This window comes from Alteromonas sp. AO-Serp (assembly GCF_017849675.1).
Lineage (GTDB): Bacteria > Pseudomonadota > Gammaproteobacteria > Enterobacterales > Alteromonadaceae > Alteromonas > Alteromonas macleodii.
This window is the reverse complement of sequence record NZ_JAFLMX010000245.1, coordinates 1-17,449: the sequence shown is the minus strand read 5'-3', so window position 1 is coordinate 17,449 and position 17,449 is coordinate 1. Positions and strand designations below refer to the sequence as shown.

Genomic DNA, 17,449 nt, shown 5'->3' with positions numbered 1-17,449 from the left:
CTCTTCTTCAAAATCAGCAAAGTTCAGGAAGCCGTCTTGGGCGTTGAAATAGCTGTAAGGTTGACCATTTGCCTGTAAAACATCGGTGGTAAACTGATCGGCAATGTTAGCCATACCGCCCCCCCAAACTTGAGGACCCGCAAGCTGTAACATGGTGGGATCAGAGAATGCATCAAGGCCGCTACTGCCGGTAAAGTAAATACCATCAGTGCTCATTTCGAATTGACGTGAACCTAATTGCCCTTCGCCGAGCGCACCAGAACGCGCTAAACCAGCGTATGATTCACCACGCAAGTCACGTTTGTTCGACTCACTGTCCGCCACGTCTAAAGTAAGAGACCACTCATCGGTTATGTCGTATTTGATATTTAAACCGAAGGTTTGAAGCTCGCCATCTTTTTGCGCGGGATCTGTACGCAGTACTGGATTCGCGTTAACTTGCGTGCCCGAGTTGTTAATGCCTGTACCACTTACATTTGCCGCAGCGAAGGGTTCGATGAAACCGCGAATAACACCTGAGTCGGAATAATCAATATCTAGCGCATCAAAAACAATGTCTAGTCTATCGGTGGGACGCCATTGAAGAATGGCTGAAATCGTGTCGCGTTCTAGCACGCGGCTAATGGCCTGAGTGTCTAAACCAAACGGAAGCACCTGACCATCGTCATTCTCACCATAACCCCAAACACCGTATTTTCTCTCGTTTCTGGGGGACTCCGTTGATGCAATGGCAAGTGCGAGACCTACCGTGTCATCTGCAAACTTTTCTACAAAGGAAAGGGCAAAACGGTTGCCGCTATTGTCGAACTCTGGATTATCTGAATCGTTGCCACCAAGTTCGTAGACCCCAGTGACGGTAAGGGTTTCCTGGGCTGCTAGAGGGCGTACTGTTTGCAAGTCTACTGTACCGCCAATACCTTGGACAATAAGCGACGCGTCAGAGGTTTTGTAAATTGTGGCGCCTGTCATGATTTCAGCAGGGTATAAGTCGTACTCTACGCCACGGTTATCGCCAATACCGATAAGCTCTCGTCCGTTCAGCGAGGTGCCGGTAAAGTCTTCTTTGAAGCCACGTACCGAAATACCCGACGTTCGTCCGCCTACGCGCTCACCTGATAGGCCTGGCAAGCGGGCAAGTGATTCTGCGATTGAAGAGTCTGGAAGCTTACCGATGTCTTCTGCGGAAATGGCCTCAACAATGGAATCGTTGTCCATTTTCACCGCTTGGGCGCGCATCAAAGAGCCTCGAATACCCGAAACTTGAATAATTTCTACTTGTTCGTCGTCTGGTGTGTCTTGTGCTACTACTGAACCGCTGTTAAGGGCGGCGGTAATTGAAATAGCGATTAACGCAGGTTTAAACGTACTGGTGTGCTTCATGAGTCATACCTTGCTGAGTGTGTTAAACAAAGGTTTTATTATTTACAACGTTTTAACAATAGTAGTTGTTTTACTCATACGCAAGTGTTTTCTTAATTGTTTAAGAAAGGTGTTTTCAAATACAGGTGATAATCGGCTATTTGTGGCTAGCAAGAATGCTTAATGCTTTTTCTTGCTACCTCTAGATAGTATCGAGAAAGTTTGGATAACGCCGATTGAAATCTGGCAAAGGGCAGAAGGGGGAGTGGCAAATTTTTTAGAGAATGAGAAGCGGACAATAAATGCTATAGCCCGCAACAGATATGAGGTTCAGAGACCGCTTATTTTAGTTAGGTTACTTGACGTTGGGATTTAGTCCCAAACCAGTTCTTTAAAGTGCTTGCGACACATTGATTCATAGGTGTCGTTGCCGCCAATTTGTACTTGATCACCATTTTTTACTGCATTGCCATTTTCGTCTAAACGCACCACGAAACTTGCTTTTTTGCCGCAATGGCAAACGGTTTTTAGTTCAGATAGCTTATCTGCCCAAGCTAGCAAATAGTGGCTTCCTTCAAAGGTTTCACCTAAAAAGTCGGTACGCAGGCCGTAGGCTAGTACCGGCACATCAAGTTCATCAACTACGTCCACGAGCTGCTTTACTTGTGCCTTTGTTAAGAACTGTGCTTCGTCAATAAAAATGCAGTCGGGCTTTAATGCTTCGCAGTCTTTGCTTATTGAGGCAAACAAGTCATCGCCTTTTGCGTATAGCTTGGCATCTGCTTGTAAGCCGATACGAGAAGTGACTTTCCCAACGCCGAATCGATCATCAAGCGCTGCGGTATAAATCACTGAATGCATACCGCGCTCACGGTAGTTATAAGCTGATTGGAGGAGTGATGTGGACTTCCCTGCGTTCATTGCAGAGTAATAAAAATAAAGTTGAGCCATGGTTATTAGTAGTTTTCGTTATACCAAGAAATAAGGTCGTTGGCGTTCATTGGTCTAGCGAAGTAAAAGCCTTGCAAATAGTCGGTTCCAAGCTGGGACAAATGTTGCCTTTGCTGCTCAGTTTCGATGCCCGCTGCAATGATTTTACAGCCAAACTCTCTAGCCATTAAAAATGTTGCTCTTGTTATGGTATCACTCTCTTCAGAGCTATTCTGTATAAAAGAGCGATCAATTTTAATAAAATTGAACGGCGCTGCTCTCACTTTATTTCGTTTTACAACGTTTCATTAAACACGCCAATAGAGCCTCTTTGCTTATGCTTTTGATCATACATAGTCAGGTCTGCCTGTTAAATTAAATCAACAGCACTGTCGCCATGGACGGGGAACATAGCGATGGCGTTAGATGCATCGAGCTTTTCGTTTGACGCTATGAGTAGTTTGTTTACTTTAACTGTTTCACTACGCTCAATACGCATTTGTTCCATCAAACTATTGTTCTTAGCTTTAAGGTGTAATGTACTGATGAAAAAGCGATGGTAGCGAAAAGCACTGGCGAAAATATCAAACCAAAAAACCAAGCCAAGCACACCTAGTATAAAAAATTTCCCGCTAGCATCAATTGTTGAAGGGGAGTCGCTTTCAAAGAAAAATACCAGACCAGAAAAGGCAAATATCGTCATCAAGAAGCCGACAAAGCTATTGCCAATTAGCATGTCGGTGGTGTCTCGTTCTATTTCAGTTTGTGATATTGATTCTTGAAACGTGATCAACCGGATAAGGCCTTAATCACATTCTGACTCAAAACTAATGCATTACTTCAAAAGAAAATTTAGTCGTACAGAATAGAGCGAAACGTACAAAATTAAGTATACTAAATGATTGTAGTATAGGCTAAATATAGATAAAACTTTAGTATATAAACGTTAAATAAGACGCTGCGCAAGAGTAAAAACTCTTCACAGGATGTTTACAATGTTGTTTATTTGTTATAAATTCTTAATCGATTAAGTTTGGATCGTGTTGCCGCCTCCCTACGTTAAAGGGGCAGAGGCTACCTTGGATTTAACAAATTCAACACATTGTCGGAGAAAAAATGAACAAAAATCACACACTCAACGCTTTGACCCTAGCGATTTGCGCCGCTTTTTCGGGATCGGTTATCGCACAGGAATCATCAACAGCTGATGCTGACGCAAAGTCGAAAGAAAAATTCGAACAGATTGTGGTTACCGCTGCACCGGGTGGTGCAACGATGCAAGAAGCTAGTGTTTCTGTAAGTGCATTCGATGAAGACGATATTCTTAAACTAGCTCCTCGTTCTACCGCTGAGGTATTTCGCGCGTTACCTGGTATTCGTGCTGAATCATCTGGTGGTGGCGGTAATGCAAACATAACTATTCGTGGTATTCCACTTGCTACAGGTGGCTCCAAGTTCTTGCAACTACATGAAGATGGCCTACCTGTGTTGGAATACGGTGACATCAACTTCGGTAATGCAGACAACTTCTTACGCTACGACTGGTCTGTAGCTAATGTAGAAGCTGTACGTGGTGGTTCAGCGTCGACGTTTGCAAGTAACTCGCCAGGTGGTGTAATTAATTTAATCAGCAACACGGGCGAAGTAGGTGGCGGTGCCATTGGAACGTCATTTGGCGTCGATTACGAAGAGTTTCGTTTAGATTTTCGCTATGGCGGTGAAATTAGCGACGACCTTTACTACCACATTGCTGGCTTTGCCCGTGGTGGAGAGGGCCCGCGAGAAACAGGCTACAACGGCGATCAAGGTGGTCAAGTTAAGTTCAATATCACCAAAATGCTAGATAACGGTCACATCCGTTTCTTCTATAAAAACCTTGATGACAAAGTATCAACATACCTTCCTTCTCCGGTATTGGTGAAAGGCGATGGTGAATATGGCCCGGTACCTGGTTACGATGCCAGCTCACAGGCATTAAACTCAGCTTACAACACAAACATTTCTACTTTTGACAGCTATGGTAACCCAGAGAATCGCGACGTCCGCGATGGCATCGAATCAAAAGTAAACTCATTTGGCGTTGAAGTTGACCTCGAAGTGGCTGAAAACTTGTTCTTATTAAACAAGTTCCGTATTTCAGATATCTCAGGTGGTTTTATTGCTCCATTTACTGATGGATTTCCAGCGGGCCCTGGCGATGTATCGAATTTCGCTTCTGCACTTTGTGCCGGCGCTACTGACGGTGACGGAAATGCACTGAATTGCGACAGCACAAGTGTTGTGCTCGCGAACGGACCTGGCGCTGGTGAAGTGTACACAGGACAAGCATTTACAAACCTTCAGTTCGACACTCGAATCAACGATTTGGGTAACATGATCAACGATTTCAGTTTACGTAAAGAATTTGATAACGGTATCGACCTCACTGTAGGTTATTACTACTCAAACCAGGACATCGCCACAAGCTGGTCAAGCTGGCAGACATTTATTCAGACCCTAGACGGTGACAATTCGCAGCTTCTGACAATTACCGATGGCGATGGTGTGGAACTTGTTTCAAACGGTTTACTGTCGCCAAGCTTCCTTTCGTGGGAGTGGGACTTAAACTATGTAACAAAAGCGCCGTACATGAACGTTGGTTTTGAATTGTCTGATAACATTCTTATTGATGCATCGGTACGTCATGACACGACCGAAGCTTCAGGTGAACTCATCAGCTCATGTTGCGGCGGAAATGCTGACTTCGACCTAAACGGTAACGGAACTATTGAGCAAATTGAAGATGCTTCAGCAATCAACAGCGGCTTCATTAGCGGTGGTGTCATCAACTTAAATCGCGCCAGTGCGTCTTCTCAAATTGTTGATTACAGCGCGAATAATACGTCTTATTCAATCGGTGGTTCGTACCTGCTAAGCGATAGCCAGACGTTCTTCGCTCGTTACTCTAAAGGTGGCCGTGCCATTGCTGACCGCCTACTTCAAATTGGCGGTACGTTGAACGCGGATGGTAGCCTAACAAGCACAACTTCAGGTTACGACACAACCAAGCAGTTCGAAATTGGTTACAAGTACGGTACTAAAGACCTAATGGTTAACGCAACCTTGTTTGATACTGTTACTGAAGATACGCAAGCAGAAGTAACAAGTGGTCTAACTTTCATGCGTGAATACGAAGCAACTGGTCTTGAGCTAGAAGGTCGTTGGAATGCAACTGACAATTTTGTGATGTCAGGTAACTTAACATGGACAGATGCTGAAATCAGTAAAGATGTTAATGACCAATCGCTCGTAGGAAATACGCCTCGACGTCAAGCTGATTTGATCTGGACTATTACACCTGAGTATGTCACTGACAATTGGTCAGTTGGTGCTTCGCTGCAAGGTTCGACAGAGTACTACGTACAAGATAATAATGACCTGAAACAAGAAGGCTATAACCTTGTAAACTTATTCGCTACGTATTGGGTTAATGACCAGTTTTCAGTGTCGTTAAACATGAACAATGCTACAGACGAATTTGTAGTAACTGAAGTAGAAGGAACACCTTTTGGAGAGATTTCAACAGGTGATTATGTCCGCGGAAGACCGCTAAATGGTCGTACTACGGTACTGTCGCTTAAATATATGTTCGACTAACGAGCAAATATCTAGTGCGAAGGTACTAGTTATTGTTCAATTAACGCCCGCAATTGATGCGGGCGTTTTCTATTTATTCACTCTCCGCGGCTTTGAGTAGCTGAAGCTGCTTGGCGATTGCTGCAGAAAGTTGGTCAATTAAGTGGCTATGTTTCTTATGAATAACGTGTACCAATTCGTGTTCCACTAGAGGTATATACTCAATTCCAGATTGATCGAAAATGGCTTCTTCAGAATAGTCACTCGGTAAAATAGCGTAGTCAAATCGCCCGTTGAGCAGTAAATTTATGACGTGGTGAAAGTCATCAAATTCAAAGATGTTAGCATTTAACTCGCCAGGTTTGGTGTGCGTATTGAAGAAAAATCGGGTAGTGACGGCTATTGCCTTATCTGGTTGTTGAATTATGCTTTTATTGCACTCAGCTCCCCGTATACACAATAGAAATGAGGTACCATGAGACAGTGCTGGAGGAACAATTACAATGTTATTGTCAGGCTGAGACACTACGTCATAGCGAGTAATATCTGCATCTGTCATTCCTTCATTCAAAAGCCGTAAGCCTCTTTCCCCACCCACTTTTTCGAATGTAACCTCAATGCCGATATCTTGATACGCACGTGCTATTAGGGGTTTATAGAAGCTACTTACTCGAGGATGAGTTAATTCTCCAATGACGAAGTTAGTATCATCGTGCTGGGCACTGGCGTTTGAATTGAATAGCAGCGACGAGATAAAGAGAATAAAAAATGTTGAAATGGTTTGAATGCCAATAAAGCGCATCGTTTTCACTTTACAAATCCTTGTTTAAGAAAACCACGATAAGCTAAGGGTAGAGTACGAACGAAACAATAGAAAGGTAATTTAACGGTCAAATAAAAAGCCCCATCTCAAGGATGGGGCTTCGTTAATCAAGTTACTGCAATTATGACAGTTTACGCAGCGTTTTGACCGCCATCAATCGCTTTAAGCGTTTGAGACGCTGGAACAAGTTCCATATCGAACGTGTATTCGTCTACACGAACTGCTAGCTTGCGTTTTTCGTTATAGTCGTGAAGCTTAGCGGCTTCATCAGCCGTTACTACGCCTTTTTCTTGAAGCTTGTTAAGTGCATGTTCAAAAGAAATGAACGGCACTACAGGCTCTTTGCGAAGTGCTTTTTGCACTTTACCAAGAAGGTGAGCTACCGCGTGCTTCGCTTTGAACGCTTGCTCGTTGATGTCGTTGCCATCTCCCGGCGTAACGCGAACAAGGTGAGTAAGCTGCTCTTTCACGCTGTTATCTTGCATAGACGCAATAGAAAGCTCACGCACTAGGTCGTCGCTAATACCCGCAACACTATTGGTGTAGGTGTTCGTAAGAAGACGCATTAAGCCACGTGTCGCCGTATTCGGGAAATTGTTGATAAAGTTAACAATTGCCTGATCAGCTTGTTGTAAAGACCACTGCATAGCGTATTCGAAATACGGTAGCGCAAGTTTTCTGTCTTCAATGCGCTGCTCGTAGAAACGAATCGCTGCCATTGCACCGTATAGGTAGCTCATTACGTCACCTAGACGTGCTGATAAAAGCTCAGCTTTCTTAAGGTCACCGCCTAGTACCGCAAGTGACAAGTCAGCAAGTGGTGCTAGTTTTGCAGAGATGCTGTTTACACGCTTCTCATACTTGCGAACTTCTGGTAAAGCAGACTCGCTCTCGCGTAGGAAAGGAAGGTAGCCTTTACCTAGGCTGCGGAATGCATTTTTAACGCTGAAGCCAACTGTTTTACGAAGTACTTTGTTGAACTCTGCATCCGCAGAACTTTCGTTGCTGTGGATTAGGTCAACCATGTCTTTCAAGTACGGGTGACAACGCATTGCACCTTGGCCAAAGATCATCAGGTTACGGGTAAGAATGTTTGCACCTTCTACCGTAATCGCGATAGGAAGCGCAGAGTAACCGCCCGCTAATGTATTCTGAGGACCACGTTGAATTGCTTTACCTGCCTGAATGTCCATAGCAGAGTTCATCACATCACGACCTAGTTCAGTCATGTGATACTTAGCAATAGCGGTGACTACTGATGGCTTCACGCCTAAGCCTAGACCTTCAGTTGTAAGAACACGCATCGCTTCAAGTAAGAACGTCTTACCCGCGATGTCTGCCATTTTCTCTTGAATACCTTCAAAGCGACCAATTGGAAGACCAAACTGCTCACGTACGAATGAATACTCAACCGTGCCTTTAAATGCTGATTGTGCAGTTGCTACGCCCATTGCTGGAAGTGAAATACCACGACCTGCACCTAGACAGCTAACTAGCATCTGCCAACCACGACCAATGTTCTTTTGACCACCAATGATGAAGTCCATAGGAATGAACACGTCTTGACCACGAGTAGTCCCGTTGTAGAAACGTACGCCCATTGGGTCGTGACGGTTACCAAGTTCAACACCTGGGTGAGACTTAGGTAGAAGGGCACAGGTAATGCCAAGCTCTAGTTTGTCGCCAAGTAGTTGGTCTGGATCGAATACTTTAAACGCAAGACCTAGTACGGTCGCAATTGGTGCAAGTGTAATGTAGCGCTTGTCCCAGCTTACGCGTAAACCAAGCACTTCTTCACCGTTGAATTCGCCTTTAGTCACGATAGCCGCGTCAGGAATAGCACCTGCGTCAGAACCTGCTTCAGGGCTGGTAAGCGCGAAGCACGGAATATCGCGACCGTCTGCTAGACGAGGTAGCCAGTAATCTTGCTGCTCGGTCGTACCGTAGTGCATAAGAAGCTCGCCTGGACCTAATGAGTTAGGAACCATTACGGTTACTGCAATTGCACCGCTTTTCGCTGCGATAGTGGCAACGATAGTAGAGTTTGCATACGGGCTGAACTCAAGACCACCAAATTTCTTTGGAATGATCATAGAGAAGAAGCGGTTCTTACCTAGGAAGTCTAAAACGTCCTGAGGAATGTGCTTGCCGTTGCCTAGTTCAAAATCATCGATCATGTTCAGCAACTCGGTTACTGGACCGTCCATGAATGCTTGTTCTTCTGCGCTCAGTTTTGCCTGAGGGATATCGCGTAGCGCCTGCATGTCAGGCTTACCCTGATAAATAGAAGATTCAATCCACACGTCGCCTGCATCTAAGGCTTCTTGCTCTGTGATTGAAATTGGGGGTAATACTTTCTTTAAGCTAGTTCTGATACTCATAATAACTCATCCGCTCATCTGACCAGTTGTTTAGGTTAATACTACACCTAATTTAAAAAAGATCAAATTTTGTAAAAATTATCAAATAATCATGTGGTTATATAAACTATCTGCGTCTTTTTTATACGAAAGTGTGATGCAAGGGATTAACATTGCTGATATTTAATGGTCAAAAAACGCTCTGGTTGTTGTGTCAACTTGATGTAGAACCACTATATCTGCGGTAACACGCCGCGATTACGAACATTTTACCTCTCGCTGTGTGGGAAATTATCTATGCGGACTGGTATAAACCCTGCTTTTTCGTGCAGCTGTCAGTTAACTGTATTCATCTAAACTCTGTTTGTTCGTTTTAATCAGAGGCATTGTCTTTTATAGTGAGCGCTCTTTAACATGGAGAAGTAATTTAAATGCGCCGTCTTTCATCATTTTTCGCTAAGTTCCTTATTGGAAGTGCAGCTATAATAAGCTTGGGTTTTTCTGGACTAGCATCAGCCAACGGATATGCAGTGGCAAATATTGGCTTTGGCAATGTAGATACTGAAATAGATAATGAGTCTGATATTAGCTATTCAGCTGCATTAGGCTATCAAGTTCACCGTCAGTGGTATGTAGAAGGTGGCTATATCTCTTTTATTGATACAGATAACGACGAGCAATCAATCTCATCTAAAGGCCCTTATTTGGCGTTACTAGGTAAAGCGAGTAGCCAGAAAGGTGAGCTGTATTACAAATTAGGCGTGGCAAGCGTTGACATCGAGCACGCGTCGATAGATAGCTCTACCTGTGGCCCAGAAGCCGCTGTGTGTGGATACGATGACACAATTATCGCAGGGTTAGCCGGGCTAGGCTTTGATTACTACTTAGGCTTACAGTCGATGGTACGCGTGGAATACACCTACTTTGGTGGCAAAGATGATTTTTCTGCGCATATTGTAAATTTAGGTTTTCGCTACAACTTTTAGGTTGTAGTTATTAACTCGCATAGTCGTTTTAAATATAGGCCCTAGATAAATCCAAAAATCGTTTGATTGTGTAAAAATAGATAAATTCTCAACAATGGATTTACAATGAAAAACGAATTAGACAGCAAGTTCTTACTTCAGGTTTTCGACAAGATCCGCCAGCATGGCGCGAAAGAAGATGAACAGTATAAGCTTAATGGGATCACTGCGTTTACAGATCACGATGGCTATACGCTTTACATTGAAGACGTTAATGTGAAGCTGCAGTTCGGCTTTCACAATCAATACCATTTTGACTATGACTCAAAAGAGCAATATGAATCGTTTGAGAAAAAGTTGAAGCAAATCGATAAAGAATATTAGTGACCTGATTTCAGTTTGTATTGATAACAAGCAATATGTTTCTTAAGCAGAGAAAGCAAGTATGGGCTCTCTCTGCTTAAGCGCTTCTATTTATCGCAAGGGCACTGTGGGCTGTCTGTCTCAATTAGCCCCACCAAAAACCTTCTGCTACAATGCCGCCCACTTCGTTTCAAAGGATACAGACATTGGCGGCGGCAATTAAAGCTCCTAAATTTAAACTAGCATTTTTAGGCCCTAAATTTTGGCCTGTATGGTTAGGTGTTTTCGTTCTTTATACGATTACATGGTTGCCTTTACCCGTGATACGCGCTATCGGTGGCGGTACCGGTAAACTTATCCCGTTAATTGTTCCTAAACGGGCAAAAGTCGCAAAGCGTAACTTGACGCTCTGGAACCCTACACTTTCCGCCAGTGAAGTAGAGGCGCTTTACAAAGAAAATGTGCGGCGTACAGGCATGGCACTATTTGAAACTGCTATGGGATGGTGGTGGCCTAGCTGGCGCGTAAAACGAGCCATTGAGATTGAAGGCACCGAGCATGTTGAAGCGGCCCTTGCAAATGGCAAAGGTGTCTTTGGTATGGCACTTCACAATATGAATCTGGAGTTTGCCTGTAGAGGTATTGGCTTCTTCCGTCCAAGCATCGCGTTTTATCGCAAACACAACAACCCTCTCGTTGATTACCTTCAGTATCATGGGCGAAACCGCTCGAACAAATACATGATTGATAAGCGCAACGCAAGAGCCTTACTTGCTGCACTTGACGATAAAGAACTTTGTTTGTATTTGCCCGACCAGGATTATGGCCCGAAACAAAGTATCTTTGTGCCATTTGGTGGGGTGAAAGATACCGCGACAACTACAGCAACGCTGATGTTTATTCGACGTAGTCACTCTGAGCCAATGATCATCACGTCGCAATACACCAAACGCGGTTACAAAATTAAAATCTATCCACCGCTTTCTCAGTTAGGCGATATGGAAGACGCTGAAGCACTAACATTACTGAATCAACATGTAGACGCTGCGGTTAAAGAACAGCCAGAAAGCTATTTGTGGATGCACAAGCGATTTAAAACCAGACCGGAAGGTAACCCTGAATCGCTGTATAAATCACTATAGCTGTGTATGAATAAACACCTAGCGATGAAAATTAGATAAATAGAATAATAGGCTTTCCGTTCGAAGGTAGACTAAAATAGAAGAATTATGATTAAGTTCATACACATAGCATAAGCTGATTTTCGATTAAAAGTGGCTACACATTGGTAAGGTATGGGACAGACAAGTTATTCAAGTTCATCGTTTTGGGCAAAGCAAATTGGCATAGCAGCAGTGCTTGTGATCATTGCTGGCGTACTCATTTACATGCTTCAAACAAAGGACCAAGAGCCTGTTCCTCAAGGGCAAGCGGAAGAAAAGTCTGTATCACGTGGGTTAAGTGAGTTCTATCGAGACTTCCGTATGTCTGCTACTGACCCAGCAGAAGATGAGCAAGGAGATTTTGTACTGGATATTGCGGGCGTTGATCCTAATTTAGACAACAAGCTTGCACAAATGTCTAGCCAAACACGTCCGGTTGAAAAGAATTGGACCGGCGAACATAAATACCGCACGTTCCAGGAAGGGAACACACTGCGCGAAGCTATTTCGCAATACGCTCAAGCTGAAGGCATGCAGGTGATATGGAACCTGGAGCAAGACTTTGTTATTAAGCACCAGTTTCAATTGGACAACACGGTTGCAGGATCGCTTGCTAAAATTGCCAGTGCCATAGACAGTAGTTTTGAAGGGCAAGTAAAAGCATATTTATGTGCAGAGCAACGCTCGCTGGTGGTGACTGCTCAAGAAACAGAATTTCTCACCACCAACTGTCGTTTGGTTAGAGGTTAAGCTTCATCGCCTAGCCGCTACACGTGCCAAATAGTGCATTCCAGTGAATGGTTACTTGTTCTCGTATGGCATCTAGTTCTTCGCTCTGATCTGCGTACTTGGTATCTGCTAACGTTAAATGGTGGTATTGCTCTCGTAGCTTTAAATACGCCTTTTGCAGTTTGTGCGCAGTGGCGACATCAATAATGTTGGTCTTGGCTGCGGCGTCAAAAATGCGAAGATTGTCAGGATATTCTGTCATGGCAGCCTGTGACTTTGCATTAGCGAGTACAAGATATTGAGCCATGAACTCGATATCGGTAATACCCCCTACACACTGCTTTAAGTCTACCTTGTCGTTGGCCTTTGAAAGCAAGTGCTCCCGCATTTTTAAACGCATTTTGCACACATCGTCAGCCAACGTTTTAGCGTTTCTAGAGCGAGTTAGTATGGAATTTCTTACCTGCGTGAAGTCATTCAAAAGGCGTGGGTCTCCGCAAATGGCTCTTGCACGAACCAGCGCTTGATGTTCCCAAGTCCATGCTTCTTCGGTCTGGTATTTCTCGAAACCATCGATATGGCAACATAACAATCCCGCATTGCCAGAAGGGCGTAGACGCAAGTCGGTTTCGTATAATTGTCCAAACAACGTCTTCGTATTGAGAAGATGCATGATGCGCTGCGCTAACTTAATGTAAAACTGTTGTGCTTCAATAGACTTCTTACCGTCTGTACTTATGCCGCGAGGGGCATTGTGCAAAAACACTAAATCTAAGTCTGAGCCGTAACCTAATTCATACCCGCCTAGTTTTCCATAGCCGATCACGGCAAATCCTTTGTCAGTTCCCTCTAGGTGTGCTGGAACGCCATAGCGCTGTTGCATTTGCATCCAGGCAGCATCTACTACGTTCTCCAATATCACTTCAGCTAGCACCGTAAGCTTATCGCTCACGTTGTTTATGGGTAGTGATTCACTGATGTCGCTGGCGGCTATACGAAGCTGTTGGCAAAGTTTGAACTGCCTCCATCCATCCATAAGCATTTCAATATCGTCTTGTTCAATACGAAGCATGATTTCACGCAGTTCCAACTGATATTCCTGTTTGCTGGTATGGATATCGGTATTTTGCTGACCTAGGTATAACGGCGTGAGTAATTCGTCTAATAGTAATGGAAAGCGCTTAATTTCTTGAGCTATCCAGTCGCTTCGTTCACATAGCCTTACTAACTGTTTTAATACATCCGGATTTTCAAGTAGTAAGTCAAGGTAAGTGGTTCGGCCAGTAATCGCTTCTATAACACCAAGTAAACGGTCGAGTACTTGTGGGATGTAGTTTGGATGTTGGTTGATGAACACATACAAAATTTCGGGAAGCAATTTATTTAACGTGTCTTCACCTTTTTGGCCTATGCGATAATTGCGTTGCTTATCCTTGAAGGCGACAAGAATAGAATATATGCCTTTAATATCGCTGGCAGACAGGTATTCGCCAAAGGTTTCAGTAAACTCATCCTCTTGCAATGCAAGACGCCACGCATCTTGGCAGGCACTGAAAAGCTGGTCTTCTTCTGAGTGCGTATCATGAGACTCTTCTACTAACTCGTTGAAATGGGCATGAATACGCGCCATTACAGTATCTAAATGCACTAAAAATTCACTGTAAGAATCAAAACCCATGACTTCAATAAGCGCAGCTTGTTGCCAAGGTAACTCAGGAAGAGTTTGGGTCTGACGATCTTGAGCTTGTTGAAGCGTGTGCTCTACTTTTCTTAGGAATAAATAGTCACTTTTTAGCTGTTGCGTTACATCGCGTTCGACTATATCGAGTTCAGTTAATGCGTCTAACGTGCGAAGTAATGACTTACTTTGTAATGCTGGCTCTCGTCCTCCGTGAATCAGCTGAAAACTTTGGGCAAAAAACTCCACTTCACGAATGCCACCTGCGCCGAGTTTTATATTGTTACTCAGTCTGCGTCTGCGTATTTCTGTGGCGATCAGCTTTTTCATGTTACGAAGGGCATCTAATGTGGTGAAATCTAAGTAACGACGGAAGGTAAACGGGTGCAAAATGCTCTTTAACCATTTCACATCTTGCGAATTATCATCGTTAATCACCCGCGCTTTTACCATGGCAAAGCGCTCCCAGTGTCGCCCCTGGTCTTGATAATAATCTTCAAGTGCCGCGAAATGCATCACAAGGGGGCCAGAATCGCCGAAGGGGCGTAAACGCATGTCAACGCGGTAGACTTGACCGTCATTAGTCACTTTGTTCAATGCTTGGATTAGTTTTTGCGCGAGTTTGGTAAAAAACTGCTGATGCTCAACGCTTTTTCGACCACCTTGGGTTTCGCCTTTTTCTGGGTACGTAAAAATTAAATCGATATCAGAAGAAAAGTTGAGTTCCTTTCCTCCTAATTTCCCCATACCCAAGATATACATGTGCATGTCTTGGTTATGGCTTTGCGGTTTTCCATAGCGCGCAGCTAAATGTTGATAAAGCCAGTGGTACGCACCGTTAATAAGTACATCAGCTAATGCTGAAACCTGCATAAGTGATATTTCGATGGGTTGCTTGTTCAAAACGTCGAGGAAAGTAATCCGCGCCATCTCTTTATTTCTAAATTCCCTCAACACTTGCAGTAAGTCATTTTCGCTAGCAACGGTGTGCAATTCATTGTCTAGGTTTGCGAGATAGTCAGATGACATGGTATTGCTAAGAGATTGAAGCGTTTCACTTTTCTCAAGGGGTTGATAATGCTCAACGATGCGAGAAACAAATGAAGGATTTTGAATCAATGTCTCAGCCAAGAAAGAGGAACGCGTGAAGGAGAGCATTAGTTTTTCACAATGAGCCTCAATTACGGCTCTGTCACTTTCGCTAATTGCTGGCGCTGTTAACAACTGCTGCCAAAATTTTTCGGCAAGTTCTACGTTTGTCATGCTATTTTCGTTGTCTGTTGGCATAATGCTCGCGTCTTATGAGATATCGCTCGTGTTTTACGGTTGAATACTCACAATTGCCATTGCAAGTACTCAAAACAAGGTCTGCTAAGTGCGCTAACGTGCAGCTCTGCATTCAATGTGGTTAAGTGCCTGCTAACCCAGGGTGTGATCTACAGGTCATTTAGCCCTAACTAAAATAAATCTGAACAAGTTCGATGTCATCGTTGTACAAGTTTGTATTAGATGAACGCTATTCAATTAGCCATCACTGATTTTTCGAAACTACATCAAAAACTAATCAGAAGAACTTTGTGTGTTCAAGGAGCAAAGATAACGTGGAAGCCTTAGTAAAACTAGTACCTCTAACGCAAGAACTGCTGATATATCTCGCTATGGATGTCGCAATTGCGTTAGTACTGCTAATGATTATGAAGTGGCTGACAGGCGCATTTAGGAAATACTCGGTAACAGAAGAACTGGGTGTTAAAGATAATTTCGCATTTGGGATAAGCATTGCGGGAGGCATGCTGTCGTTGTGCATAGTATTGAGCTCGGTTGTTGGCCGTCATATTGGCGTGGGTTATAAAGAAGCGGCGATTGGAATGGTAACTTTCGGCATTGTGGGCATTATATTGGTGAAGTTCGGACGCTTCGCTCACGATAAATTAGTACTTAATAAAGTTGATACGCATGCGATGATTGCCGAAAGGAGTGTGAGTGTGGCGCTGGTTGATGCGGCTAGTTTGGTGGCAAGCGCAATTGTTTTACGCAATATTATGGTGTGGGTTGATGGCAGCGACATGAACGCAATCATTGCTATTGTGACCGGCTTTACCGTGGTTCTGACCATGTTGCTTGTTATGACGCGCATTTTAGAGTTTAGATATGCAAGAGATAATCAAAACGACTCATTTCAAGGGGCGCTAGAGAAGGGGCAGTTAGCACTCGCTATCGAGCACACTGGTAATTTACTTGGAACTGCTATGATTGTGTCGGCAGCGAAGAATTTACTCATTTATAACCCATCAGGTTACGTGAGCAATATAACAGGTTGGCTGATTGTTAGTGTTGGCCTAGCAATCGCACTTCATATTTTGGTACTAGCGAGCAAAAAAATTATTTTATTTGGCATGAATTTCCGGCAGGAAGTCGACCAACAGCATAACGTTGGTGTAGCTGCACTTGGGTTTACCCTTAGCATAGGAAACGCCATGATCATTAACGGTGTCTTAGGCGGGTAGGGGAATACTCTTTTCTGGATAACGAACCTAACGCAACCCAACGTCTTAATCTTCAAATTGGGTTTTCATACACATTAGCTCATTGAGTTGCCCTTTACGAATAATCCCTTTTTTTTGAGGGCGGCTCATTCTCTTTACCTCATATTCAAGCTTTGAGGCATGTGACTTGTCAGTCATTTCGAATATGGCTTTAAAGGTCAGTGGTGCCTTACCTTTTAAGGCCTTGGCGCCCCCTTTTAACTCTCCTCGGTGTTGCGCTATGCGACGCTTGGGGTTAGTGGTAATTCCTGTGTAGAGTTGGCCAAGCTTATTTTCAACTAAGTAGAGATACCACGTAGCTTTTGTACTTCCCTGGTGGGTATTGCCTGCGTTGGCTGGTATACTTTGTGCCAATGTAATTCAATGTATAGAAATTTTTCGTAGCTTTATATTAGCAGAATTAACTAGTGCTTGTTGACCTTTGCTGTACAACATAGATCAACCAGCCCTTAAGACTCGGCGTGAATATATTACTTCGATAATCGCGCGATGTTGGTTACCATATATACGAGAATAAGCGCGCTGTTTCGAATTCACGTGTTCGAACGCATATCTTTAATGGAAAAACGGTAAATTGCATGTACGAAAGTTATTATGGACTTAACTCGAAACCGTTTCAGTTAACCCCAGATCCAGAATTTTTCTTCGCAAGTAAATGGCACAAACGCGCCATGTCTTATCTACAGTATGGACTTTCTCAAGCTGAAGGGTTCATTGTTATTACCGGCGGAATTGGAACCGGGAAAACCACCGTAGCAAACAGCTTGCTTGAAGAAATTGAAGACGACATTGCGGCAGCTCAAATTGTTACGCCAAAGCTGTCGCCAGATGAACTGGTAAAAATGGTCGCGTCTAAATTTGATATCCCTACGGAAGGTCGCTCAAAAGCCGATATTTTAAAAGCGCTTGAAATTTTCT

At 43.7% G+C, this 17,449-nt stretch carries 15 protein-coding genes; 7 read left to right on the top strand and 8 right to left on the bottom strand.

Features of this window, described 5'->3' with window-relative positions; translation table 11 throughout:
• The 4 genes from QVA83_RS16510 to QVA83_RS16495 all read right to left on the bottom strand — a co-directional run.
• Window positions 1-1,380: TonB-dependent receptor plug domain-containing protein (locus QVA83_RS16510; RefSeq protein WP_287498708.1), on the bottom strand; the 1,380-nt coding region annotated here is incomplete at its 3' end.
• A 351-nt stretch (window positions 1,381-1,731) separates the two neighbouring features.
• Window positions 1,732-2,310, bottom strand: coding sequence for a thymidine kinase (locus tag QVA83_RS16505; RefSeq protein ID WP_287498707.1), 579 nt, complete (start codon window positions 2,308-2,310; stop codon window positions 1,732-1,734).
• Window positions 2,311-2,315: 5 nt separating this feature from the next.
• Window positions 2,316-2,573, bottom strand: a complete 258-nt coding sequence (locus QVA83_RS16500; protein ID WP_278344689.1) for an EAL domain-containing protein — start codon at window positions 2,571-2,573, stop codon at window positions 2,316-2,318.
• An 86-nt stretch (window positions 2,574-2,659) separates the two neighbouring features.
• Complete coding sequence (locus QVA83_RS16495) at window positions 2,660-3,082, bottom strand: hypothetical protein (RefSeq protein ID WP_287498706.1); 423 nt, start codon at window positions 3,080-3,082, stop codon at window positions 2,660-2,662.
• Between the two features lie 323 nt (window positions 3,083-3,405).
• Here QVA83_RS16495 and QVA83_RS16490 point away from each other — a divergent pair, with 323 nt between their 5' ends.
• Window positions 3,406-5,925, top strand: coding sequence for a TonB-dependent receptor (locus tag QVA83_RS16490; protein ID WP_287498705.1), 2,520 nt, complete (start codon window positions 3,406-3,408; stop codon window positions 5,923-5,925).
• Between the two features lie 73 nt (window positions 5,926-5,998).
• Here QVA83_RS16490 and QVA83_RS16485 read toward each other — a convergent pair whose 3' ends face one another.
• Both QVA83_RS16485 and QVA83_RS16480 read right to left on the bottom strand, forming a co-directional pair.
• Window positions 5,999-6,706 (bottom strand): transporter substrate-binding domain-containing protein, encoded by a 708-nt coding sequence (locus tag QVA83_RS16485; protein WP_287498709.1) that lies wholly within the window; start codon window positions 6,704-6,706, stop codon window positions 5,999-6,001.
• A gap of 152 nt (window positions 6,707-6,858) precedes the next feature.
• Window positions 6,859-9,108 carry an acyl-CoA dehydrogenase gene (locus QVA83_RS16480; protein WP_287498704.1) on the bottom strand — a complete coding sequence of 750 codons (2,250 nt, stop codon included), beginning with the start codon at window positions 9,106-9,108 and terminating at the stop codon, window positions 6,859-6,861.
• Between the two features lie 410 nt (window positions 9,109-9,518).
• On the opposite strand from QVA83_RS16480, the gene QVA83_RS16475 reads away from it, so the two are divergent.
• From QVA83_RS16475 to QVA83_RS16460, 4 genes are all read left to right on the top strand, one after another.
• Window positions 9,519-10,073 (top strand): outer membrane beta-barrel protein, encoded by a 555-nt coding sequence (locus tag QVA83_RS16475; RefSeq protein ID WP_287498703.1) that lies wholly within the window; start codon window positions 9,519-9,521, stop codon window positions 10,071-10,073.
• Window positions 10,074-10,178: 105 nt separating this feature from the next.
• Window positions 10,179-10,436 (top strand): DUF3081 domain-containing protein, encoded by a 258-nt coding sequence (locus QVA83_RS16470; RefSeq protein WP_014950255.1) that lies wholly within the window; start codon window positions 10,179-10,181, stop codon window positions 10,434-10,436.
• Between the two features lie 185 nt (window positions 10,437-10,621).
• Complete coding sequence (lpxL, locus tag QVA83_RS16465) at window positions 10,622-11,557, top strand: LpxL/LpxP family Kdo(2)-lipid IV(A) lauroyl/palmitoleoyl acyltransferase (RefSeq protein WP_287498702.1); 936 nt, start codon at window positions 10,622-10,624, stop codon at window positions 11,555-11,557.
• Between the two features lie 153 nt (window positions 11,558-11,710).
• The gene (locus QVA83_RS16460) at window positions 11,711-12,328 is read left to right on the top strand and encodes a TcpQ domain-containing protein (protein ID WP_287498701.1); all 618 of its coding nucleotides are present in this window, start codon (window positions 11,711-11,713) and stop codon (window positions 12,326-12,328) included.
• Window positions 12,329-12,338: 10 nt separating this feature from the next.
• On the opposite strand, the gene glnE is transcribed toward QVA83_RS16460, so the two are convergent.
• Window positions 12,339-15,272 carry a bifunctional [glutamate--ammonia ligase]-adenylyl-L-tyrosine phosphorylase/[glutamate--ammonia-ligase] adenylyltransferase gene (gene glnE / locus QVA83_RS16455; RefSeq protein ID WP_287498700.1) on the bottom strand — a complete coding sequence of 978 codons (2,934 nt, stop codon included), beginning with the start codon at window positions 15,270-15,272 and terminating at the stop codon, window positions 12,339-12,341.
• Between the two features lie 314 nt (window positions 15,273-15,586).
• Here glnE and QVA83_RS16450 point away from each other — a divergent pair, with 314 nt between their 5' ends.
• On the top strand, window positions 15,587-16,492 hold the full coding sequence (locus tag QVA83_RS16450) for a DUF350 domain-containing protein (RefSeq protein WP_014950251.1): 906 nt from the start codon (window positions 15,587-15,589) through the stop codon (window positions 16,490-16,492).
• A 45-nt stretch (window positions 16,493-16,537) separates the two neighbouring features.
• On the opposite strand, the gene QVA83_RS16445 is transcribed toward QVA83_RS16450, so the two are convergent.
• Complete coding sequence (locus QVA83_RS16445) at window positions 16,538-16,885, bottom strand: GIY-YIG nuclease family protein (RefSeq protein ID WP_287498699.1); 348 nt, start codon at window positions 16,883-16,885, stop codon at window positions 16,538-16,540.
• 224 nt (window positions 16,886-17,109) lie between these two features.
• Here QVA83_RS16445 and QVA83_RS16440 point away from each other — a divergent pair.
• On the top strand, window positions 17,110-17,449 hold a 340-nt coding region (locus QVA83_RS16440), incomplete at its 3' end, for an AAA family ATPase (protein WP_287498698.1).